The sequence below is a fragment of the Bacillus sp. CPT56D-587-MTF genome (genome assembly GCF_058792335.1).
Map to the genome: position 1 here is coordinate 5,008,922 of NZ_JBYTEF010000001.1, position 23,579 is coordinate 5,032,500.

The 23,579-nt window shown below is 37.8% G+C and carries 16 protein-coding genes, 9 tRNA genes, 2 rRNA genes and 1 pseudogene (1 of these 28 cut by a window edge); 5 read left to right on the forward strand and 23 right to left on the reverse strand.

The features are described 5' to 3' along the window. Window positions 1–102: 102 nt before the first annotated feature. A pseudogene (locus AC3WVZ_RS25980) lies at window positions 103–1,472 on the reverse strand (IS1182-like element ISBth7 family transposase); the annotation flags it as partial. Between the two features lie 133 nt (window positions 1,473–1,605). Continuing rightward, window positions 1,606–2,382, reverse strand: coding sequence for an SDR family oxidoreductase (locus AC3WVZ_RS25985; protein ID WP_233935638.1), 777 nt, complete (start codon window positions 2,380–2,382; stop codon window positions 1,606–1,608). Window positions 2,383–2,793: 411 nt separating this feature from the next. Here AC3WVZ_RS25985 and AC3WVZ_RS25990 point away from each other — a divergent pair, with 411 nt between their 5' ends. The 4 genes from AC3WVZ_RS25990 to AC3WVZ_RS26005 all read left to right on the forward strand — a co-directional run bounded on the left by AC3WVZ_RS25990 (window position 2,794) and on the right by AC3WVZ_RS26005 (window position 6,521). Further along, the gene (locus AC3WVZ_RS25990; RefSeq protein WP_233935639.1) at window positions 2,794–3,285 is read left to right on the forward strand and encodes an RNA polymerase sigma factor; all 492 of its coding nucleotides are present in this window, start codon (window positions 2,794–2,796) and stop codon (window positions 3,283–3,285) included. Beyond that, complete coding sequence (locus AC3WVZ_RS25995; RefSeq protein ID WP_233935640.1) at window positions 3,285–4,196, forward strand: sigma factor regulator N-terminal domain-containing protein; 912 nt, start codon at window positions 3,285–3,287, stop codon at window positions 4,194–4,196. The genes AC3WVZ_RS25990 and AC3WVZ_RS25995 overlap by 1 nt, the downstream gene beginning before the upstream one ends. A 305-nt stretch (window positions 4,197–4,501) precedes the next feature. Beyond that, on the forward strand, window positions 4,502–5,905 hold the full coding sequence (tnpC, locus tag AC3WVZ_RS26000) for an IS66 family transposase (RefSeq protein ID WP_233935200.1): 1,404 nt from the start codon (window positions 4,502–4,504) through the stop codon (window positions 5,903–5,905). Between the two features lie 151 nt (window positions 5,906–6,056). Then, window positions 6,057–6,521: a DoxX family membrane protein gene (locus AC3WVZ_RS26005; RefSeq protein WP_233936610.1), complete on the forward strand. Its 465-nt coding sequence runs from the start codon at window positions 6,057–6,059 to the stop codon at window positions 6,519–6,521. Window positions 6,522–6,593: 72 nt separating this feature from the next. Here the strand turns inward: AC3WVZ_RS26005 and AC3WVZ_RS26010 are convergent, their stop codons facing one another. The 3 genes from AC3WVZ_RS26010 to tnpC (AC3WVZ_RS26020) all read right to left on the reverse strand — a co-directional run bounded on the left by AC3WVZ_RS26010 (window position 6,594) and on the right by tnpC (AC3WVZ_RS26020) (window position 10,976). Next, on the reverse strand, window positions 6,594–7,160 hold the full coding sequence (locus AC3WVZ_RS26010) for a DUF4256 domain-containing protein (RefSeq protein ID WP_000147394.1): 567 nt from the start codon (window positions 7,158–7,160) through the stop codon (window positions 6,594–6,596). A gap of 107 nt (window positions 7,161–7,267) precedes the next feature. Beyond that, complete coding sequence (locus AC3WVZ_RS26015) at window positions 7,268–9,232, reverse strand: S9 family peptidase (protein WP_233935641.1); 1,965 nt, start codon at window positions 9,230–9,232, stop codon at window positions 7,268–7,270. Between the two features lie 340 nt (window positions 9,233–9,572). Continuing rightward, a complete protein-coding gene (tnpC, locus tag AC3WVZ_RS26020) occupies window positions 9,573–10,976 on the reverse strand; it encodes an IS66 family transposase (RefSeq protein ID WP_233935200.1) in 1,404 nt (467 codons plus the stop codon). Window positions 10,977–11,155: 179 nt separating this feature from the next. On the opposite strand from tnpC (AC3WVZ_RS26020), the gene AC3WVZ_RS26025 reads away from it, so the two are divergent. After that, a complete protein-coding gene (locus AC3WVZ_RS26025) occupies window positions 11,156–12,283 on the forward strand; it encodes a DUF3994 domain-containing protein (RefSeq protein WP_425594297.1) in 1,128 nt (375 codons plus the stop codon). Between the two features lie 97 nt (window positions 12,284–12,380). On the opposite strand, the gene glmS is transcribed toward AC3WVZ_RS26025, so the two are convergent. The 18 genes from glmS to AC3WVZ_RS26115 all read right to left on the reverse strand — a co-directional run. Next, on the reverse strand, window positions 12,381–14,183 hold the full coding sequence (glmS, locus tag AC3WVZ_RS26030; protein ID WP_000334163.1) for a glutamine--fructose-6-phosphate transaminase (isomerizing): 1,803 nt from the start codon (window positions 14,181–14,183) through the stop codon (window positions 12,381–12,383). A 12-nt stretch (window positions 14,184–14,195) separates the two neighbouring features. Next, window positions 14,196–14,381, reverse strand: a complete 186-nt coding sequence (locus tag AC3WVZ_RS26035; protein WP_001206405.1) for a hypothetical protein — start codon at window positions 14,379–14,381, stop codon at window positions 14,196–14,198. A gap of 288 nt (window positions 14,382–14,669) precedes the next feature. Beyond that, window positions 14,670–16,016 (reverse strand): phosphoglucosamine mutase, encoded by a 1,347-nt coding sequence (gene glmM, locus AC3WVZ_RS26040; protein ID WP_000521476.1) that lies wholly within the window; start codon window positions 16,014–16,016, stop codon window positions 14,670–14,672. Next, window positions 16,009–17,490, reverse strand: coding sequence for a CdaR family protein (locus AC3WVZ_RS26045; RefSeq protein WP_000359601.1), 1,482 nt, complete (start codon window positions 17,488–17,490; stop codon window positions 16,009–16,011). The genes glmM and AC3WVZ_RS26045 overlap by 8 nt, the downstream gene beginning before the upstream one ends. Further along, window positions 17,483–18,304 carry a diadenylate cyclase CdaA gene (cdaA, locus tag AC3WVZ_RS26050; RefSeq protein WP_001115697.1) on the reverse strand — a complete coding sequence of 274 codons (822 nt, stop codon included), beginning with the start codon at window positions 18,302–18,304 and terminating at the stop codon, window positions 17,483–17,485. The genes AC3WVZ_RS26045 and cdaA overlap by 8 nt, the downstream gene beginning before the upstream one ends. Window positions 18,305–18,552: 248 nt before the next feature. After that, window positions 18,553–19,446 carry an arginase gene (rocF, locus tag AC3WVZ_RS26055; protein ID WP_000711563.1) on the reverse strand — a complete coding sequence of 298 codons (894 nt, stop codon included), beginning with the start codon at window positions 19,444–19,446 and terminating at the stop codon, window positions 18,553–18,555. A 210-nt stretch (window positions 19,447–19,656) separates the two neighbouring features. Then, the gene (locus tag AC3WVZ_RS26060) at window positions 19,657–20,802 is read right to left on the reverse strand and encodes a glycerate kinase (RefSeq protein ID WP_000869587.1); all 1,146 of its coding nucleotides are present in this window, start codon (window positions 20,800–20,802) and stop codon (window positions 19,657–19,659) included. A gap of 117 nt (window positions 20,803–20,919) precedes the next feature. Then, window positions 20,920–20,992: transfer RNA gene (locus AC3WVZ_RS26065), tRNA-Ala, on the reverse strand. A 10-nt stretch (window positions 20,993–21,002) separates the two neighbouring features. Beyond that, window positions 21,003–21,074 (reverse strand) — tRNA-Gly (locus AC3WVZ_RS26070). Window positions 21,075–21,082: 8 nt separating this feature from the next. After that, a tRNA-Lys gene (locus tag AC3WVZ_RS26075) sits at window positions 21,083–21,155 on the reverse strand. 5 nt (window positions 21,156–21,160) lie between these two features. Further along, a tRNA-Gln gene (locus AC3WVZ_RS26080) sits at window positions 21,161–21,235 on the reverse strand. Window positions 21,236–21,300: 65 nt separating this feature from the next. Beyond that, window positions 21,301–21,384, reverse strand: a tRNA-Tyr gene (locus tag AC3WVZ_RS26085). A 17-nt stretch (window positions 21,385–21,401) separates the two neighbouring features. Beyond that, window positions 21,402–21,477 (reverse strand) — tRNA-Val (locus AC3WVZ_RS26090). 5 nt (window positions 21,478–21,482) lie between these two features. Further along, window positions 21,483–21,557 (reverse strand) — tRNA-Glu (locus AC3WVZ_RS26095). A 24-nt stretch (window positions 21,558–21,581) separates the two neighbouring features. After that, window positions 21,582–21,654 (reverse strand) — tRNA-Thr (locus AC3WVZ_RS26100). A gap of 4 nt (window positions 21,655–21,658) precedes the next feature. Continuing rightward, window positions 21,659–21,733, reverse strand: a tRNA-Asn gene (locus AC3WVZ_RS26105). Window positions 21,734–21,742: 9 nt separating this feature from the next. Next, a 5S ribosomal RNA gene (rrf, locus tag AC3WVZ_RS26110) occupies window positions 21,743–21,858 on the reverse strand. Between the two features lie 91 nt (window positions 21,859–21,949). Continuing rightward, a 23S ribosomal RNA gene (locus AC3WVZ_RS26115) occupies window positions 21,950–23,579 on the reverse strand; it runs 1,292 nt beyond the window's last position.

A 23,579-nucleotide genomic window follows, 5' to 3' on the forward strand; every position in this document is an offset into this window, starting at 1 on the left:
GATACCTTCTCAGAGTGTTGGGAAACCCTTTAGGGTTCCCAACACTCTGGAATCTTTTTTGATTTTAGCGAATAAAAACAACATAAAATAATAGAATTTTAAAAAATAGCCCTCCACCTGACCCTTTTTGGTCAGGTGGAGGGCTATTTTTTTCATGTTTTGACAAGCTGCGGTGAGATAAGCTTGCATTTGGACAGACTTCAGCCCTCGAAACCGGGCATAGCGGTAGCCATGTAGTTCTTTGGCGTCTGCAAAGCTTCGCTCTATAGTGGAACAGCGTACTTTATACAACCTTTTCCCTGTAGCTGTTAGCTTGTTTTTTCTAGCAATATCCTTATATTTCTCCCACACATGATGAGTGATAACTTTTTGTTTTTGTTTCTTTGAAAAGCACACCTCACGTAACGGACAAACAGCGCAGTCTTCTGGATTCGATTTGTATTGACGGTATCCTTCACGATCAGTTGTTACATATTCTAGAATACATCCCATCGGACAAGCGAAAACATTCATTTCTTCTACATATTTAAATTGGCTTTTCGGTACTTCTTTATTCCGTTTTCCAAATCGGCGATACCCCATCACCATAAATATATTCCGTTCTGATAGTTTCTTACAGATATATCCTGTAAAATAGCCAGCATCAAGGGCAACAGCTTCTACTTTGAAGTCGAATTTATCAATCTGAGCTTGGAGGCGTGCTAAATACGGCTCGGAATCTGCCATATTTCCAGCCGTTACATAGGTATCTGTAATAATATTGTACTTCGCATCAGTCGTACGATGATCCAAGAAATGAAAACCATTTGGTTTTCCATCTCTCATTAAAAATCCACTATCTGGATCCGTTGTACTTATACGAGTTTTTTTGGTAGGGGTATCACTTTCCTTTCTAGGTTTTAATTCTTTTTTCCATGTACCTCACGATCTTCGATTACCGCAGCTTCTAGCTCGTCTATATAAAACTTTGCTTTTTCTTTTTTATATTTATGTACAAATTTATTTTTATTGGCATTGGCCTTAATATGTGTAGAATCTGTCATCAGTGCACGTCCTCCTACCATCCGGTGCTCCGTCGCTTGTCTCACAATCTCATCAAAAATTTCTTCGAAAATATTTGTATGAATAAAACGAGTACGACGATTCCAACTGATTGTAGAGTGATCCGGAATAGTATCCGATAGAGAAAACCCTAAAAACCAACGGTAGGCAATATTCGTTTTAATTTCCTTTTCCAATTGACGCTCAGAACGAATACCGTAAAAATATCCAATAAACATCATCTTAAATAAAACAATAGGATGAATGGACGGGCGTCCATTGTTTTCACAGTAATAAGGGCGTAACTTCTCTTCAATAAAATCAAAACTAATTGTCGCTTCAATTGCACGAAGGAAATGATCTTGTGGAACCAACTCTTCTACAGAAACAGATACACGCTCATCACGATGATTTTTTAAAGCACCCATCATAAAAAATCTCTCCTTTTCCTCTTTTTTATCAGTGTTGACACATAAAAAGAGGTTCAGACACAAAAACAGGCTGTGGAGAAGACTTTCTCCACAGCCTGAGAAGGTATCTCACCAAGGTGAGATACCTTCTTTTTTATCTTTTAAATCCACCTTCTGAATGAATAACTTGCCCAGTAATCCACTCAGCTTCTTCACTTACTAGAAATTTAATGAGTCTAGCTGCATCCTTTGGCTCACCAATTCTGCCAAAAGGAAACATCGGCTTTAACCCTTGTTTTATCTCTTCAGTCATCCATCCTGTATCAGTTGGTCCTGGATTAATTGCATTCACTGTTATTCCTAAATGAGCTACCTCTGCTGACAACGTACTAGTAAGAGCATCAATAGCTCCCTTCGTTGTTGCATACGCTAGTTCTCCTACCATAGGACCTTGAAATTGCCCCGAAGTCATATTCACAATTCTACCACCAGATTTTTTATCAAATCCACGGGCAAATTGACTACTGAGCAATGTAGTCGCACGAATATTCACCATATAATGCTTATCTAATTCTTCAGCAGTCAACGTAGAGAAATCATTATTCGTAGAATATGCTGCATTATTAATTAATATATCAGGGTACCCTAATTGTTCAGTAACTTTATTTATAAGCTCTTTCGGTGCATCATTCCGAGTTAAATCTAACTCCATGCTTGATACTCTAACACCGTTTTGTAATAGCTCTTCTTCTAATTGTATTTGTTCATTTTTCTCAACGCCCCATGGCATCTCTTTATCATAATCCGTCCAATACGTAAAAAATATATCGTATCCTGATTCAGCCAATTCTTTGCAAATTGCTGCGCCTATACCGTCTAGACGACTTACACCTGTAACAACTGCTACTTTATGTTTTAATTGGTTCATCATATACTCCTCCAAGTTTAAAGGACGCATATTTTATATAAGAGATATAAACTTTCCCACAAAAAAGACAGATACATAAAATAGGTACCTATCCTTATAAAAGGGATGTACAATCCAAATATGCATTCCTTGAATGATTTACAGATGACTAAATAAACCCTCGCTTATGAGAGCAAAATTCATCTATCTAGTTTCTAATCATTACAAGTTCATCCACATATTGAGTCTTTGTCTCCTTTACATATATCTCCAAATTTTATTTTAGCACTAAAGATTTAATATTTCAAAAAATAAAAGAACCACTCCTATTTATAAAGTATCGTGTACTATAAACCATAGTGAATAACTAATTTAAATTTAAGTGTATACATTTATCATTACCTATTCGTTGTATAAGTGTAGGGAGGAAAAGTGATGGGAAAAGAAAATATATTTACCCCCTATCTTATCAATCTAGGGGAGGAAGTGTTCAAACTACTACTAGCGAAAGGGGCTATAAAAGAAGATGCAGAAGACATCATCCAAAATACCTTCTATAAAGTATACACATTGCTAGATAATCTAACTGAGAGTAACATACGTCCATGGTTTTTCAGAGTCGCATTAAATGAATACATTGATTTAAAACGCAAAAAAGAACAGCAAAACATCTGCTTAACTGAAGAAATCTATTCAAAACTTCAATATACAGACCGAGAATTGGATACAGTTTTAAATAAAGATGAGATTTTCTATTTATTAAAAGATATAAAATTAGAATATAAAGAAGCCTTCTTTTTAAAATATTATTACAATTTTACATACGAAGAAATCGCTCTAATACTAGATATTCAAGTAAACAGCGTCAAACAAAAATTACATCGTGCACGTAAGACAATTCATTCTAAAGTAGGAGGAAAAAATTAATGGATACTTCTTTAAAAGATGCTTTAAAAAAGGCTAAAAGGAAACAGTTGCTTAAAATCATCATTACCTCTATTATCGTTGTCATGATGCTTATCCCTATCATTTATAAAGTTGGCAATTACTTCGCAGCGAAAAGCTCTACGAAACTTCACGAACATCTCTTTTTACATAACGCAATTGCAGAACCGAATGTACAAATTGATTCTCAAGTAACAAGTAATTCATCTATGTTTGGCGGCAATATTATATCAAACCGTTCCAAAAACATTAACGGTTATGTATTCCCATGGAACACATTAACAAGTTCTTATGGTTGGTTCCTGACTCATATTGACTTCAATGAGTTAACACCTGGCTTTTATTGGTCAGATACAAATTTCTATGAGTATGATAAACAAACAAAGAATAAATTTGCGACATTTTATAATCCGGCTATTAAAGATTATCACGATGGTGTGCAAAATGAATTAGGTGAAGTTTCACAAATGAACAACTATGTTGCCGAAGTTGCCATCTCTTTCAATCAACCCTATACATTAAAAGAGGTTCAAACAAAAATACCAGATAACTTAAATATCGTATGGCTATATATGACCTCACCAATCAGAGATGAAAGTAAAGGACCTGCTGGTATGCCTGTTTACGGATTCAATCCAGACAAGTCTCCTAAAGAAGCGTACAAAGAGTTCATTGATTCACTTAATCAATACGATGACGATGGACATGACGAAGATATACAGAAGTTTTTAAAAGCAAACAAAAACAAACCATTTGATCAAGTGAAAATTTTAGGTGTTATGCTAACAGGAAAAACGGAAAACTTTAAAGCATTAGAAAACCAAGATTTTATTCGCGGTGCTTCTGTAGGGGTGACTGCGCAAGTTGTTCCTTATATAAAGCCAGAGAAATAATACGTAATGCCCAGATACACTAAAAAAACTACATGAATCTGTTTACTATGGGAGCTCTCTACTAAAATAGATAGCTCCCATACCACATTTATTCTTCACCTTCCAAAAATAAATTTCAAAATGCTTTATGTACAATTTTACAAATAAAAAATCATAAACTTGTAAATACAATATTGGAGGGATTTCAATGGTTATCAATTTTTGTAACTACTCAGCCACCTTTCGGTGTCTTTTTTAAATTTTACTAGTTTCATATGCCTCCCATTTGTAAATACTGAGTATATCAAACAGGGGAGGTGAATCTTATGGTCGATCGAAAAATTATTTTAGATACATATAAAAAAGGACCTGAAGCTGTTATTTCTTTATTTGAAGAAACATTTTCTAAGTTAGAAAAACGTATACAAGAACTAGAAAATGCTTCAAAAAAAAACTCCAAAAATAGTCATAAGCCACCTTCTACAGATGGTTTGGGTAAGCCCGTTACAAAAAGTTTGCGCAAACCGTCTCATCGTCAAACGGGTGGCCAGTTGGGCCACAAGGGACATACTCTTGGTTTGACAGCGACTCCAGATCATACGATTACACATTCTCCTACATATTGTACTTGTTGTCATACTTCCTTGAACCACGAGCCTGTAAAAGGGTATCGCATTCGCCAAGTGTATGACTTACCACCTATTCAGATCGAAGTGACAGAACATAAAGTAGAACAGAAAGAATGCCCACATTGCCATTCTATCCAAGAAGCCCAATTTCCTTCGACAGTATCTCGTCCTGTTCAATATGGTCCAAATATAAAAAGACTGATTCCCTATTTAACGCATTATCAATGCATTTCTTTGAAGCGAACAAAAGAATTCTTTCAGGATTGTTTTGGACATTCTATAAGCGAAGGAACCCTGGTAAATCATACACAGGCTTTCGCTTCTCAATTGCAGCCATTCATAAAAGAAGTAAAGGAAAAGATTCTGCAGTCTCCTGTTGTCCATTTTGATGAAACTGGTATGCGTGTAGAAAACAAAACACAATGGTTACATACTGCCAGTACACCGGAGGTGACATTGCAACATATTCATCAAAAACGTGGAAAAGAAGCAATGGATGCTGGAGAAATCTTGCCATCTTTTTCTGGAATTGCGATGCATGATGGTTGGAAATCGTATGATGCGTATACAGATTGTCGTCACGTTTTATGTAATGCCCATCTCTTACGAGATTTACAAGGAATTATAGATAGTACTGGAGAACAATGGGCACAACAGATGCAGAAATTTCTAACGCAAGCGTTGACGATGAAAAAGCAATCCGAAGGTACCATGCCAAAAGCGACGCAAAAGAATCTGTTTATTATGTATCAATCCATATTGAAAGAACAACAGATTCTTTCCACGAAACAAAAGAAGAAAGGAAAGCAGACGCCTTCTCAAAATTTATGGAATCGCTTCGTCAAGTATTCTGACAGAATTCTAGGGTTTTTAGAACATCCAGCCATTCCATTTGATAACAATCAAGCAGAACGGGATATTCGGATGACGAAAGTAAAACAGAAAGTGTCTGGGACTTTCCGAAGTAAGAAAGGCGCAGAATCTTTTTGTCAGATACGAAGCTTTATGAGTACCATGAAAAAACAAAAACAATCGGTCTTACAAGCGATAAACCAAGTCATAGAAACTAGAACGGTTCCTTGGAATAACACGACTTCATAAGAGAATTTCTCTATTTGGCATAGATTCTTTCTCTGATTGGAGTATTTTCTTTTCATGTTTTCGAATCGGAAACATGTATTTGGCCTGTTTTTTTATTTGAAGAAGCTGAGTAGTTACCAATTTTTTAAGAACTGATAAACGTGCTACTTTCATATTATTACTTTTACGGCTTTACATAGGGTATACATGGCTCGCTGCTGGGATAGGCAAAGTCTTCGGACAATCTTTTGACGCAAGTGGCTTTCTAAAGGGTGCTATTGCTCAAGCATCAGGTGACCACCCTGCAGTACAAAGTTGGTGGGCAGATTTTCTTCAACATTTTGTCCTTCCAAACGCAGACCTATTTAGCTTTTTAGTTCAATGGGGAGAAATTTTAGTAGGTCTAGGTTTAATTTTAGGCGGATTAACAAAAACAGCTGCATTTTTCGGAATCATAATGAATCTTTCATTTTTATTAAGTGGAACCGTTAGTGTAAACCCAAACCTGCTTATTTTGACTATGTTCATTTTAGTTGCAGGGCAGAACGCTGGACGTATTGGATTAGATGGCTATGTTTTCCCTAAACTTTTCCGTAAAAACAACCACGGAACATATAAATTAAGTAAAACTGCATAGTAACAGTTTACTTTTAAAATATAAATAAGAAAAAGAGCCTGAATATAGGCTCTTTTTCTTATTTCTCCTAATTTAAACTTTTAACGAGCCACGAAAACCTCTGGCAGCATAGTAAGAGTCTGCTCCATTATGGTACACGAAAACATGTCCAAAGCGATAATCGCAAAATAAAGCACCACCGAGTTCTCGAATATCTGAAGGTGTTTGTACCCAACTTGATGATTTCATGTCAAAATCGCCAAGTTGTTGCAATTCCCGATACTGTTCTTCCGTTAATAATTCAATGCCCATAGCATTGGCAACATCAATAACGTTATTTTCTGGTTTATGTTTTTTTCTTGATTCTAACGCTTCAAGATCATAACAAAGACTTCTGCGGCCTTTAGGACTCTCCTTTGAACAATCATAGAAAGTATATTCGTCCTTTTCTTCATCATAACCAACAACATCCGGTTCACCACCAGTTACTTCCATTTCGTTAAGTGACCACATTTTTTCATTATTAGTAGTCAGCTTCGCTTCAACTTTAGCCCATTCAAGACCTTCATGGCGGTTCATGTTTTTCTCAAAACGAGCTTGCAATACTTTCAATAACTCTTCACGTTTTTCTACTAGTAAGTCATTTTTATTTCCTGTCATATTAGTCCTCCCTGATTTATGTACTGATAGTAGTTTAAGTATATATTTTATAATAAATCATCTCAATATGAAGACCGTTTCAACCTTATGTCTTGTACAAACATCCCTTACAAAGTCCTAAAACCCTCCATACTCTCTCCAAGAATATAGTGTGAAAACCACATCAAGTTCTGCTTCATAATAGCCACATGAACTCCTGGTTGGTCAGAACTATATGCCATTCCTTTAAATATAATTAATTCTGTATCAACTTCCATATCCATTAATCCTTGATATAGATCATATGCATTTGTAATTGGAATTCTTGCATCCTTTTCCCCATGTTGAATTAAGGTAGGCGTACAAGCTGATTTAATATACGTCATAGGTGATGTCTTCGTATATATCTCTGGATCATTCCATGGAGTATTTCCTAAATACATTCTAATAAAGTAAGGTATATCTGTATTTACATAATGGGTACTCCAGTTAGTTATTCCACCGCCAACTGAAATAGCTTTAAACCGACTACTAAACGTAGAACAGAAAGCTGATACATATCCACCGTTGCTCCATCCCATAACTCCTACTCTATCCTTGTCTACCATCCCTTTTTCTACTAGTTCATCCACTCCAGATATAACATCATCGTAGTCAGCAATCCCCTGTTTTCTATAGTTAGCTTTTAAAAATTCATTACCATAACCTGAACTTCCTCTGTAATTTGGTTCTAAAACGATAAAGCCTTTTTCAACAAACTGTTCAATCGGATATTTCTCATTGAAGCAGTCTGAAAATATCGGAAAAGATGCCCAAGCCGGACCGCCGTGAATTACTACTAATAAAGGATATTTTTTATTAGTGTCCAACTCTACTGGCGTTGATAAAACACCTTCTATTTCAAGACCATCGCTACTTTTCCATGAGATGATTTCCCTGTTACTTCTAAGTTTCCCTTTGAAAAAGCTATTTTCATCCGTTATTTTTTTATCGTCTAAATAGATTTCAAAGGTTTCATTTGTTATAGCCTTATTGTAGGATATATGTTTGCCATCCTTTGTTATAGAAGCATCCATTATAAAGCCATCTACTTTTTCGCTTAATATTTCCACAGTGCCATCTTCGGCTAGCAATCCAATAAGATAATTCGTTTTATTCTGCCACCTAATTAAAACCCCTTTAGCTGTCCACTGTAATGGCATAACCGTACTATCAAAATCTGTTAAAGGTTGAATTAGCTCTCCGGTATTTATATCATATATCTCTAACGTACTATCTTGTATATGGTTTCTATAGTAACCCTTCTCTCTTATGCTTGCTGTGTAACATATTTCACTGCCGTCAGGAGAAAAGCAAACACTCCCTCCCAACAACTTATCCACATTCAGCTTTTGTAGCTCTCCAGCTTTAATATGGAGTATGTATAGATCTCCATTTATATAATCTGCCATATTTGAGCTTGGTGTCGCCATAAATACAACCTTTTTACCATCACTTGAAATATCAAATTCATGGATATGAAAATCCTTACCATCCGTTAATTGATAAACAACTCTGTTCTCGTGTTCATCTGTATCACTTTGTATCACCTTCTCTATTTCAATGTAATATAAACAATTATTCTGGTGTTCCTTACCTATATGTTGAAAATCTCCATATAGATCCTTACGTTTCTTTATCTCCTCACATTCTTTTGACTGCGTAACATAATAAAGACCCTTGCCATTAGGACCCCATTTGAATGTACTGACTCCTTCTTTCTCATCGGTAATTTGAACCTCTCTATAACCATCTAGTGACTTAACAAATATCTGATTTTTCCCATCACCAACTGGACTAAGATATGCGATACACCTAGCATCTGGAGACCATAATGGGTGTGTACTATCTATATCACCATTTGATAATGGGTAACTCTGCTTCTTATCTTTTTCATATATCCATACATGATTCCTATATGTATTGTCTTTCCAATCAGCCGTCTTCTTAACAAATGCTACGTTTTTACCATCATCACTTATGTTTGTACTTGATACGGTTGGCAATGAAATAATCTCTTCTATACTTAGATATGTTTTTTCATTCACTTTCATCAATATCCCCCCTTGAAATGTCCATAAATCTCTCGTCTCTTTTTGCCGTAATAAAGGAAATTGTTCACGAATACTTAAAATGATAACGGAAAATTCAGATAAATAAAAGTGAAGTCGATAAAGTAAAACTTTAATTTATGGAGTTCTATCCACTTACCAATTCTAGATGTTCTTTTTCGACACAAAAACACCCCTTTTAGATACAAATTTGTAAATTTATTTTGTAACTACTCAGCTTCTTCAAATAAAAAAACAGGCCAAATACATGTTTCCGATTCGAAAACATGAAAAGAAAATACTCCAATCAGAGAAAGAATCTATGCCAAATAGAGAAATTCTCTTATGAAGTCGTGTTATTCCAAGGAACCGTTCTAGTTTCTATGACTTGGTTTATCGCTTGTAAGACCGATTGTTTTTGTTTTTTCATGGTACTCATAAAGCTTCGTATCTGACAAAAAGATTCTGCGCCTTTCTTACTTCGGAAAGTCCCAGACACTTTCTGTTTTACTTTCGTCATCCGAATATCCCGTTCTGCTTGATTGTTATCAAATGGAATGGCTGGATGTTCTAAAAACCCTAGAATTCTGTCAGAATACTTGACGAAGCGATTCCATAAATTTTGAGAAGGCGTCTGCTTTCCTTTCTTCTTTTGTTTCGTGGAAAGAATCTGTTGTTCTTTCAATATGGATTGATACATAATAAACAGATTCTTTTGCGTCGCTTTTGGCATGGTACCTTCGGATTGCTTTTTCATCGTCAACGCTTGCGTTAGAAATTTCTGCATCTGTTGTGCCCATTGTTCTCCAGTACTATCTATAATTCCTTGTAAATCTCGTAAGAGATGGGCATTACATAAAACGTGACGACAATCTGTATACGCATCATACGATTTCCAACCATCATGCATCGCAATTCCAGAAAAAGATGGCAAGATTTCTCCAGCATCCATTGCTTCTTTTCCACGTTTTTGATGAATATGTTGCAATGTCACCTCCGGTGTACTGGCAGTATGTAACCATTGTGTTTTGTTTTCTACACGCATACCAGTTTCATCAAAATGGACAACAGGAGACTGCAGAATCTTTTCCTTTACTTCTTTTATGAATGGCTGCAATTGAGAAGCGAAAGCCTGTGTATGATTTACCAGGGTTCCTTCGCTTATAGAATGTCCAAAACAATCCTGAAAGAATTCTTTTGTTCGCTTCAAAGAAATGCATTGATAATGCGTTAAATAGGGAATCAGTCTTTTTATATTTGGACCATATTGAACAGGACGAGATACTGTCGAAGGAAATTGGGCTTCTTGGATAGAATGGCAATGTGGGCATTCTTTCTGTTCTACTTTATGTTCTGTCACTTCGATCTGAATAGGTGGTAAGTCATACACTTGGCGAATGCGATACCCTTTTACAGGCTCGTGGTTCAAGGAAGTATGACAACAAGTACAATATGTAGGAGAATGTGTAATCGTATGATCTGGAGTCGCTGTCAAACCAAGAGTATGTCCCTTGTGGCCCAACTGGCCACCCGTTTGACGATGAGACGGTTTGCGCAAACTTTTTGTAACGGGCTTACCCAAACCATCTGTAGAAGGTGGCTTATGACTATTTTTGGAGTTTTTTTTTGAAGCATTTTCTAGTTCTTGTATACGTTTTTCTAACTTAGAAAATGTTTCTTCAAATAAAGAAATAACAGCTTCAGGTCCTTTTTTATATGTATCTAAAATAATTTTTCGATCGACCATAAGATTCACCTCCCCTGTTTGATATACTCAGTATTTACAAATGGGAGGCATATGAAACTAGTAAAATTTAAAAAAGACACCGAAAGGTGGCTGAGTAGTTACAAATAAATATAGAAGGGGTATGTTTTTTAGTTTTAAAGGGGCTAAAGCACATCTATTTTATGTTTTGAAAGGGAGAATTGAAAAATCATATGAAGAATTTCAAAAAGAGTACAGGTAAAATTTTACTAGCATCTGGATTAGTAGTTTCTATGTCAGCTTGTCGTGTAACAAATTTATTTGGAGAAAAAGAAAAAACAAATGCTGAATCTGGTAAACAAGAAAGTAAAGAAACTAAGACAGAAGGTAAATCATCTGAAACAAAGGAAAAATCAACTAACTCAAAAGAAGAAAGTAAAGATGTTAAGATGATTATGGTTTTGCCTGAGGATTACCCACAACTTATGGTAGACATTGAAGAAGACTTATTAAGACGTCTAGATTACTATGATGCTTCTGTGAGGGATAATAAAAAGGGAAGTAAGTCAAATGAAGAGGTACGAGATAGTATTAAAGACTTAGATAAAGTATTTAATAAAATAGAGCGTATAGATGCACCAGGAAAATACAAGGAAGATCATAAGGAAATTGTAAAAGCTGTTCAAAAGTTAAAAGAATCTTTCAAAGAAGTATCGAAGTTATTTGATTACTCTAAAACACTTAAAGATACGGATGATGCAATCATAGATAAAGCAAACAATAAATTAGATGAAGCAAAACGCATTTGGAAACCTGTATTTAATAAGTTAAAAGCGGAAGCTAAGGGTGGTTCAACAACTACTTCTACAACAAGTGGTACTAGTTCTTCTAACTCACCGAGTTTATCTAGTGGTAATACAGTTAAAACATACAGTACCCAAGATAAAACTGGTATATTCAAAGGAAAAATTGATACACCAGACGAGGATTCCGCTAAGTTTAAGAATGTACAGAACAACTATAAAGACGGTACAGAGCTTGTAGGTAATTGGGGTATTGATTACGGAGACGGAGTCAAAACTACGTTAGTCCTAAAAGCAGATAAGACATTTGAAACATATGCAAATGGTTCTTATCCAAATAAAGATAATTACTTAACAGGAACATACCAAGCAGACGTTTCTTCCCATCAGTTAACGCTAATGGTGGAAAAAGGAACTCAAAATGGTCAAGAAGTGAAATTGGAAAGACCTATTTATTCATCATATGAGGTTAAAAATTTAGATGGTAAAGCGTTACAGATTTTCCACATAGACGAACAAGTAACAATTTGTTATGTAAAACAATAAATAACTAAAAAAACTCTGTAAAATGATTTTTACAGAGTTTTTTCTTAGTTTTAATTTATTTCAAACGTATAACTATATTTATTAACCTACCAATCTCCTACTCAACAGTAACAGACTTAGCTAAATTACGTGGCTTATCAACGTCACACTCGCGGTGAAGCGCTGCGTAGTATGAGATAAGTTGTAATGGAATAACTGCTACTAGCGGTGCTAGCGCTTCGTGTACAGCTGGTAATACGAAGCTGTCACCTTCCATTTCTAAGCCTTTCATTGAGATGATACATGGGTTAGCCCCGCGTGCTACTACTTCTTTCACGTTACCACGAATTCCAAGGTTTACGTGCTCTTGTGTAGCAAGTGCGATAACTGGTGTACCATTTTCAATTAAAGCGATTGTACCGTGTTTTAACTCTCCTCCAGCGAATCCTTCTGCTTGGATGTAAGAGATTTCTTTTAGTTTTAACGCACCTTCTAATCCTACGTAGAAGTCTACGCTACGGCCGATGAAGAAACAGTTACGCGTTGTTGCTAAAAATTGTTTTGCTAATGCGTCCATTTCTTCTTTTTGATCACAAAGTTCTATCATTGCATTTGCTACAAGTCCTAGTTCGTGTGTTAAATCGAAATCAAGAACTTCACCTTTTGCTTTAGCAATATCAGCTGCTAAAATTGAAAGTACTGCAAGCTGTGCTGTGTAAGCTTTCGTTGATGCAACTGCAATTTCTGGTCCAGCGTATAACGGAAGTGTATAATCAGCTTCACGAGAAAGCGTAGAACCAGGCACGTTTGTAATTGTTAATGCTTTATGACCCATTTCATTTGTTTGCACAAGTACTGCACGGCTATCAGCTGTTTCACCACTTTGTGAAATATAAATGAAGAATGGTCTTTCTGTTAATAATGGCATGTTGTAAGAGAATTCACTTGCCACGTGTACTTCAACTGGCATTTTTGCAAACTTCTCGATAAATTGTTTTCCAACAAGACCTGCATGATAACTCGTTCCACATGCAATGATGTAAATACGATCGCTATCTAAAATCGCATTGCGGATGTCTTGATTTAATTCAATTTCGCCATTTTCATCTTGATACTTTTGAATTATATTACGGATTACAAGTGGTTGCTCATCGATTTCTTTAAGCATGAAATGAGGATATGTTCCCTTTTCAATATCACTTGCGTCTAATTCCGCTGTAAACGGTGCACGTTCAATCGTTTCACCTTGTAAGTTTTTAATTGTAATACTTTCTTTCGTTACGATTACGATTTCTTTATCCATTAGCTCAATAAATTGATCTGTAACTTGTAACATCGCCATAGCGTCGCTTGCCACAACATTAAAGTTGTCACCAACACCTACTAATAGCGGGCTTTTGTTTTTAGCAACATAAATCATGTTTGGATTTTCAGCATCAAGTAATCCAATTGCATAAGAGCCATGTAAAAGAGATAGCGTATTACGGAACGCTTCTTCTACACTTAATCCTGTGCTCACTTGTTGTTCCATAAGCTGTACGATAACCTCTGTATCTGTTTCACTTACGAACGTTACATCTTGTAAATATTCCTTTTTCACTAATTCATAGTTTTCAATTACACCGTTATGAACTAATGTAAAGCGTTTTGATGTACTTTGATGCGGATGCGCGTTTACTTTACTTGGAACACCGTGTGTAGCCCAGCGTGTGTGTCCGATACCCACGCTTGCTGCTACGTTCTCATCTACGATTTCACGAAGTTTTGCGATACGGCCTTTTTCTTTGTATACAACAACACCGTTCTCTGCTTGTACTGCAATACCTGCTGAATCATATCCACGATATTCTAGCTTTTCTAAACCTTTTAATAAAATTTCCTTTGCATCTTGCTCTCCAATAAATCCTACGATTCCACACATGTTTAGTCGCCGTTACAAATGCTTACACTGCTCTGCGAACATGTAACGACATAGTCCGATACCATTTTTATTTATACTAAAAAACGGATTACATATTGCTAGCCCTGTAAGCTTGTAACGGCTTTCACCTTCCTCTCGATTGGGTTTAAGTCCGTATATACTTATACAGCTAGTTTTCATCCGTTCCTCTTCTCTCATCACACTTTCACCTTTGTCCACTAAGTCACCTTAATGATTTAAGTAAAAGCTTGCGGTTGTGATGAACAACCGGGAGTCATCCGCCGAAATCTCGATAAACCCCACCTCGTCAACTACACTATTTGTAGTTCTGGCGCTTTTATAATTTACAATATTTCCTTTGAGAAAAAGAACAAGACCATCTTATAACAAACATGGATAAACCGTCAATGAAATTTTTTTCATCGTCTATAAAACATATGAAAAAGGAGCACTTTTTGTGCTCCTTTTTCATATAAATTCAGCTAATTATTCAGCGCCAACTTCGGCTTTCACAACTTCTACAATGCGATGTACATATGCATCACAAACTTCTTGTGTTGGTGCTTCTGCCATTACACGAATAAGTGGCTCTGTTCCAGATGGACGAACAAGAATACGGCCATCACCGTTCATTTCTTCCTCTACAACACGAATAATTTCTTTGATTTTTTCATTTTCTAATGCTAATTTTTTATCTGTTACACGAACGTTTACTAACAATTGTGGGAATTTCGTCATTTCTCCTGCAAGCTCAGATAATGGCTTTTTCGTCATTTTCATGATGTTTACAAGTTGAAGTGCACTTAACATTCCATCACCAGTTGTAATGTAATCAAGTAAGATAATATGGCCTGATTGTTCTCCACCTAGGTTGTAACCCCCACGCTTCATTTCTTCCATTACGTAGCGGTCACCAACTGCTGTTTTATCACTTGTAATATTATTTGCTTCAAGTGCCTTGTAAAAACCTAAGTTACTCATAACAGTTGAAACAACTGTATTATGTTTTAATTGACCAGTTTCTTTCATATATTTCGCACAAATGAACATAATTTGATCACCGTCAACGATGTTTCCTTTTTCGTCTACAGCAATTAAACGGTCGCCATCGCCATCAAAAGCAAGTCCGATATCCGCACCTTTTTCTTTTACCAATTCAGCTAAGCCTTCTGGATGTGTAGATCCTACACCCTCATTAATATTCATACCGTTTGGAGAAGTTCCCATTGTTGAAATATCAGCTTCTAGGTCTGCAAATAAGTATGGAGCTAGAGAAGAAGTTGCACCATGTGCACAATCTAAAGCGATATGTAGGCCAGAGAAATCTTCTTCAACAGTTTGTTTAATGTACTGTAAATATTTTTGTCCACCTTCAAAGTAATCGCTCACTTGTCCAAGATTAGTACCTGTCGGACGTGGTAGTTCATCAACTTCTTTGTCTAATAAAGCTTCAATCTCAGCTTCTTGCTCATCTGTTAATTTAAAGCCGTCTGAACCAAAGAATTTAATACCGTTATCTTGTACTGGATTATGAGATGCAGAAATCATAACACCCGCTTGTGCATCTAGTGCTTTTGTTAAATAAGCAACGCCCGGTGTAGAAATAACGCCAAGGCGCATTACTTCTGCTCCAGTTGATAATAGACCTGCTACTAAAGCTCCTTCTAACATATGACCAGATACACGTGTATCACGACCGATAATTACTTTTGGACGATCTGTATCTTTTGTTAATACATAACCCCCAAAACGTCCAATTTTGAAAGCTAATTCAGGTGTTAACTCCTTATTTGCAACTCCGCGTACTCCATCTGTACCAAAATATTTACCCATTATGATTCGCTCCTTTTTCTTGCTCTTTTTGATTATCTACTGTTGGTTCTTGACTCGTTTCTTTATCTTTATCTTGATTTTGATTTTGGTTTTGATTCTTTTCCTGTTCTTTTTCTGAATCAGGTTCAGGATTTTTTGGTTTCTCATTTTGATTTTCTTGATCCGTATTTGAATCCGGTTGTTGACCATTACCCTGTACTTCTTTATCTGGTTTTTCTTTCTTCACAATAGTAACTTTAGCACTTTTTTGTTTTGGCTCTATTGAAATATTACCAGGACCGCTCACTTGAATGGAAATATCTTTCGTCCCTGAGGATACATTTTGCAGATTAATTACCGCTGTTATTTGAGCAGCTGTTATTTTATCTACTATACTTGCTTCTCCTGAAATATCAACACTTATCTTTCCATCTTGCGGCGAAAGTAGCTGAGCAGTAACATCTTTAGACAGTCCATTTTTCTGGATTGGGATACCATCAATCGTTTTTGTTTTCGTTTGTTTTGTTTTTTGCACTCCCACCGAAACCTTCACTTGATTCGGTTTTGCACTTGTTACACCCTTGGGTAATAAAACAGAGGCATCGAATGTTGTAGACTCTGTCAATTGACTAAGATCTACTTCGACCCCCTCTAGCGATTGTATATTATCCAAAATATCTTTTGGACCAGCTATCGTTACTTCTCTCGGTTCAACACTGATATTTGTAACCGCCAATCCTTCTGCTAAACTCCCCTTCTTCGTATACGTTACAGGAACAGTTTTTTCAGTATTATTGGCTGTAGTTTGCGTTGCCACATTCAACGTTACACTAATCTTAGATGGACTTGTTCTTACATTTAAACGTTTTCCTTCTTTATTGTATAATGTAACTTCGGGCGTTTTTGTAACAGTTTTATTAACACCTTTTAAATCAACATACGCTTTGGCAGAGGAAATGCTTTCAATTTCTTCTTTCGTCCCAACTACCTCAACAGTATCCGGTTTAAGGCTTGATTTTTCTAGAGTAGCCCCCGCTGGCATCTGATCCTCATTTGATAATTTCAGATCTACATGAACATATTTTCTCGCCTTTTCATGAAGAGTAACTTTAATTGTTGATGGCTGAACTGTTCCTTTCACATCATCTGGAAGCCCGTTCGTTTTTAAAGAAATCTCATAAGTTCCTTTTGGACTATCTCGCAAATCAACCGGTATGTCAAATTGTTTTTTTGCTTTTGCTGTAGCAACTGATGCTTTTGGGCCTTCTAATTTTACTTTAACGCCCTCTGCCGGAATACCACTTACAATATATTTCTCCTCATCATACTTAAGATTAATAGCATAATTAGTTAATGTTTCTTTCGTATCATTTGCAAAAGGTAATATACCTGATGTCGTATTTTTTTCAGTTAACGTCGCTGACATAAAAAGCATACACGCCAATAGTAATGAGATCCCTTTTAAAAACCAATGATTCTCCATTAACTTATCCATGACGCTTTCTCCTCCAATTCCATAAAGACGAAGAAGTCGTTTTTTCGTTTCCACTAAATTCAGCTAATAACATATCTTTCAGCTGTTCTGTCTTCAAATCACGATGCAACTTACCATTTTTCGTTAAAGAAATTTGACCAGTTTCTTCAGACACAACTACTGTAATACTATCAGTAACTTCACTAACTCCCATTGCAGCACGATGTCTAGTTCCTAATTCTTTAGAAATAAACGGACTTTCTGATAATGGAAGATAGCATGCTGCTGCTTTAATTGTACTTCCTTGCATAATTACCGCTCCGTCATGAAGAGGTGTATTTGGAATAAAAATATTAATAAGTAATTCCGATGATACGTTTGCATTAAGCGGAATACCCGTTTCCACATAATCACCCATACCGGTCTCTTTTGACAAAGTAATTAATGCACCAATTCTACGTTTCCCCATATATTCGGTTGCTTTTGCTATCGCTGTTGCAACCATTTCAGGTTCATCATCCTCATGCGTTCCAACACGCGAAAATAAACTCCCGCGCCCTAGCTGCTCAAGTGCTCTTCGCAATTCTGGCTGAAAGATAATAATAACGGCTAAAAATCCCCACGTTAATACTTGTTCAGTTAGCCAAGATAGCGTACGCAATTCAAGGAAAATACTGATCATCTTAACGACGATAATAACTGTAATCCCTTTTAAAAGTTGAACAGCTTTCGTCCCTCGGATTATAAGAATTAGCTTATATATAATAAACCATACAATGGCAATATCTAATGCCGTACTAAGATATTTCAAAATGGTCGTATCTTCAAAAGGCATGCTATCCCTTCCTCCTACTTACGAGCAATTCTATCCATATATTGAAATATTGTTTTATGCTCTATCTGTATGTATTTCCAACAACTAGTTAATTATACCATACATGAAACAAACGACAATTACAAACAACCCCCTTTAGCTCAAATTGGTAAGATGTCAAACATTTTTATTGTACAGTATAATATAAATCATTATTATACGCTTATTTTCAAATAAAAAAAGCAACTTCTCAGTTGCTTTTCTTACATTTATTTTAGTTTTTCACCGAATAAAGAACCCATTAAAGCAACTGCTGTTGTTGCCGTTCTATTTCTCTCATCTAAAATCGTATTTACCTCAACAAATTCAGCAGATGTGATAATATCAGCTTCTGCTAACATTTCCATCGCCAAATGACTTTCACGATAAGATAGACCGCCAATTACAGGCGTTCCAACACCTGGTGCATCATGAGGATCAAGACCATCTAAATCTAATGATAAGTGTACACCATCGGTATGAGATAAATATGCGATTGTTTCTTCCATCACAGCCGTCATCCCCATACGATCAATTTCATGCATTGAGAACACTTTAATACCTTCATTGCGAATGAAATCTTTTTCTCCTTCATCCAATGCACGCGCACCGATAATTACGACATTCTCTTTTTTCACCTTTGGATATGCTCCGTATAAATCTACAAGTGAAGAATGTCCATAACCTAAACTTGCTGCAAGTGACATACCATGAATATTTCCAGATGGTGAAGTTTCCTCTGTATTTAAATCACCGTGTGCATCATACCAAATAACGCCTAAGTTTTTATAATGTTTTGCTACACCAGCTAATGTACCGATAGCAATACTATGGTCACCACCTAATACAAGTGGAAAACGACCTTCTTCTATAATATGATCCACCTTACTTGCTAATTCATTACATACAGTTGCAACTTGTGTAAGGTTTCTTAATTTTGTATTTTCATCTATCTCTTTTTCTCTCTCTATACATATATCTCCCATATCTTTAACGTCATATCCAATTTCTTCAATTCTTTCAATTACCCCTGCATAACGGATCGCGCTCGGTCCCATATCAACTCCACGACGCATCTGTCCTAAATCCATTGGAACTCCAATAACTGAGATTTCTTTTTTCATAGATAGTATCCCCCTTTTATGCCTTCACTAAATATTTTAAATCTTTTATATAGTCTGACTCAACTCGACATTTTTCTGTATGGATATACAATTTATTCACTTATATTCACGTTGAAAACCAAATTTTAAGACTATTCTATGTATAAAGTTAACTTAATGAAACAATCGCAATCACTATTATTAAATAATAATAATAAAACACTCCTATATTTAGAAGTGTTTTTCTGATGCTATTTTCCATACTGTTGCAATATTCTTCGTTGTCATTTCAATATTTTCTTCTGCTACTTTATATGCTTCTTCTAGTGTCATCGGTCTCGTTGTGATACTAAATACCGCATCTATTCCTTTCTCGTACACAGCTGAATAATCAGATGATACAGACCCTCCAATAGCAATTACAGGCACAGAAAAACGTTTTGCACGCCCCGCAACACCCACAGGAGCCTTTCCATATGCAGTTTGTTTATCTATTCTACCTTCACCAGTTATAATAAGATGTGCATCTTCTATATGTTTATCGAAATTTGTATAATCTAATACAATTTCAATGCCCCTACGCAAGTCTCCCTTTAACACTGAAATAACAGCCGCTCCCATTCCTCCCGCTGCCCCTGCACCAGGTATTTCAGATACATCAAAAGATACATATCGTTTAAGCATATTCGCATAATGTTGTAAATTCTCATCTAGCTCTTTCATCATCTCTATATTTGCACCCTTTTGTCTCCCAAATACGAAAGATGCTCCCTGCATTCCGACTAATGGATTATCCACATCACATGCCGCTTCTATCTTTACCCCCTTTAAGCGTGGGTCCATTCGTGAAAAATCAATAGTAACAATCGAGTGTAATGTGCCTCCAGATGGATCTATTACTTCACCCTTACCATTTATAAACCTTACTCCTAAAGCCGCTAACATACCTGCCCCGCCATCATTTGTAGCACTTCCTCCAAGTCCTAAAATTATGTACTCCACTCCTTGATCTAGCGCATGTAATATAAGTTCTCCTGTTCCTTTTGTCGTTGTAATAAGTGGGTTGCGCTTTTCAACTGGAACGTGCTGTAATCCTGATGCTGCTGCCATTTCAATAAACGCTGTCTTTTTATCTTTAGAAATGCCATAAAAAGCTTGTATACCTTCTCTAAGCGGTCCTGTCACACTAATTGATATAATTCTCCCCCCTGTAGCATCAACAAGTGATTCAACCGTCCCTTCTCCTCCATCTCCAATTGGTATTTTCACATACTCTGCATTAGGAAAAATTGCTCTAAAACCTCTTTCAATAGCTCCACATACTTCTATAGCTTTTAGGCTTTCTTTATATGAATCAGATGCAATAACAACTTTCACAATTATCTCCCCATCCCTTATTTTTACGTTTTCTTCATTTTAAACGACAAGTATAAAAGTTGTCTTTTTAAACACAAAAAAAGCTTACATCGTATGATATAAGCTTTTTTATTTAGATGGAGCCTAGCGGGATCGAACCGCTGACCTCCTGCGTGCAAGGCAGGCGCTCTCCCAGCTGAGCTAAGGCCCCTTATTAATTAAGCGGAAGACGGGATTCGAACCCGCGACCCCAACCTTGGCAAGGTTGTATTCTACCACTGAACTACTTCCGCAAAAATGATGAGCCATGAAGGACTCGAACCTTCGACCCTCTGATTAAAAGTCAGATGCTCTACCAACTGAGCTAATGGCTCGTAAATGGCTGGGCTAGCTGGATTCGAACCAGCGCATGACGGAGTCAAAGTCCGTTGCCTTACCGCTTGGCTATAGCCCATTAATATTTACTAGTATGGTTATCTTTTCAAAAAAATAAACCCTCTCAGGTTATTTTAAAGAAAATGGTGGAGGGGGGCAGATTCGAACTGCCGAACCCGAAGGAGCGGATTTACAGTCCGCCGCGTTTAGCCACTTCGCTACCCCTCCGACATTTTAAATATATATGGTGGAGGATGACGGGATCGAACCGCCGACCCCCTGCTTGTAAGGCAGGTGCTCTCCCAGCTGAGCTAATCCTCCAAAAGTGGTGACCCGTACGGGATTCGAACCCGTGTTACCGCCGTGAAAGGGCGGTGTCTTAACCACTTGACCAACGGGCCAAAAAAGTTTTAAACCTATTCCCAAGCTTCCAACCGGGCTTGAACCGGTGACCTCTTCCTTACCATGGAAGTGCTCTACCAGCTGAGCTATGGAAGCATAATGGCTCCGCAGGTAGGACTCGAACCTACGACCGATCGGTTAACAGCCGATAGCTCTACCACTGAGCTACTGCGGAATAATATTAGCCTGGCAACGTCCTACTCTCACAGGGACAAGGTCCCAACTACCATCGGCGCTAGAGAGCTTAACTTCCGTGTTCGGTATGGGAACGGGTGTGACCTCTCTGCCATCATTACCAGACTTTTATCATTATAAACATTTCTTTCGAAATGTCAAGAAGAAATTTTAATATATATTCCTTCAAAACTAGATAACATTTGCTACATATTATATGGTTAAGTCCTCGATCTATTAGTATTCGTCAGCTCCACATGTCACCATGCTTCCACCTCGAACCTATCAACCTGATCATCTTTCAGGGATCTTACTAGCTTACGCTATGGGAAATCTCATCTTGAGGGGGGCTTCATGCTTAGATGCTTTCAGCACTTATCCCTTCCGCACATAGCTACCCAGCTATGCCCTTGGCAGAACAACTGGTACACCAGCGGTGCGTCCATCCCGGTCCTCTCGTACTAAGGACAGCTCCTCTCAAATTTCCTACGCCCACGACGGATAGGGACCGAACTGTCTCACGACGTTCTGAACCCAGCTCGCGTACCGCTTTAATGGGCGAACAGCCCAACCCTTGGGACCGACTACAGCCCCAGGATGCGATGAGCCGACATCGAGGTGCCAAACCTCCCCGTCGATGTGGACTCTTGGGGGAGATAAGCCTGTTATCCCCGGGGTAGCTTTTATCCGTTGAGCGATGGCCCTTCCATGCGGAACCACCGGATCACTAAGCCCGACTTTCGTCCCTGCTCGACTTGTAGGTCTCGCAGTCAAGCTCCCTTATGCCTTTGCACTCTACGAATGATTTCCAACCATTCTGAGGGAACCTTTGGGCGCCTCCGTTACACTTTAGGAGGCGACCGCCCCAGTCAAACTGCCCACCTGACACTGTCTCCCGGGTCGATAAGACCCGTAGGTTAGAATTTCAATACAGTCAGGGCGGTATCCCACCAGCGCCTCCACCGAAGCTAGCGCTCCGGTTTCAATGGCTCCCGCCTATCCTGTACAAACTGTACCAAAATTCAATATCAGGCTACAGTAAAGCTCCACGGGGTCTTTCCGTCCTGTCGCGGGTAACCTGCATCTTCACAGGTACTATAATTTCACCGAGTCTCTGGTTGAGACAGTGCCCAAATCGTTACACCTTTCGTGCGGGTCGGAACTTACCCGACAAGGAATTTCGCTACCTTAGGACCGTTATAGTTACGGCCGCCGTTTACTGGGGCTTCAGTTCAGAGCTTCGCTTACGCTAACCCCTCTCCTTAACCTTCCAGCACCGGGCAGGTGTCACCCCCTATACTTCGCCTTACGGCTTCGCAGAGAGCTGTGTTTTTGCTAAACAGTCGCTTGGGCCTATTCACTGCGGCTTTCCGTTAAGAAAGCACCCCTTCTCCCGAAGTTACGGGGTCATTTTGCCGAGTTCCTTAACCAGAGTTCTCTCGCACACCTTAGGATTCTCTCCTCGCCTACCTGTGTCGGTTTGCGGTACAGGCACCTTTTATCTCGCTAGAAGCTTTTCTTGGCAGCGGGGAATCAAAGACTTCGCTCCATAAGGAGCTTCCCCATCACAGCTCAGCCTTTACGATAAGCGGATTTGCCTACTTATCAGCCTAACTGCTTGGACGTGCACAACCAATCGCACGCTTCTTCTATCCTTCTGCGTCCCTCCATTGCTCAAACGATAAAGAGGTGGTACAGGAATATCAACCTGTTGTCCATCGCCTACGCCTGTCGGCCTCGGCTTAGGTCCTGACTAACCCTGAGCGGACGAGCCTTCCTCAGGAAACCTTAGGCATTCGGTGGACGGGATTCTCACCCGTCTTTCGCTACTCATACCGGCATTCTCA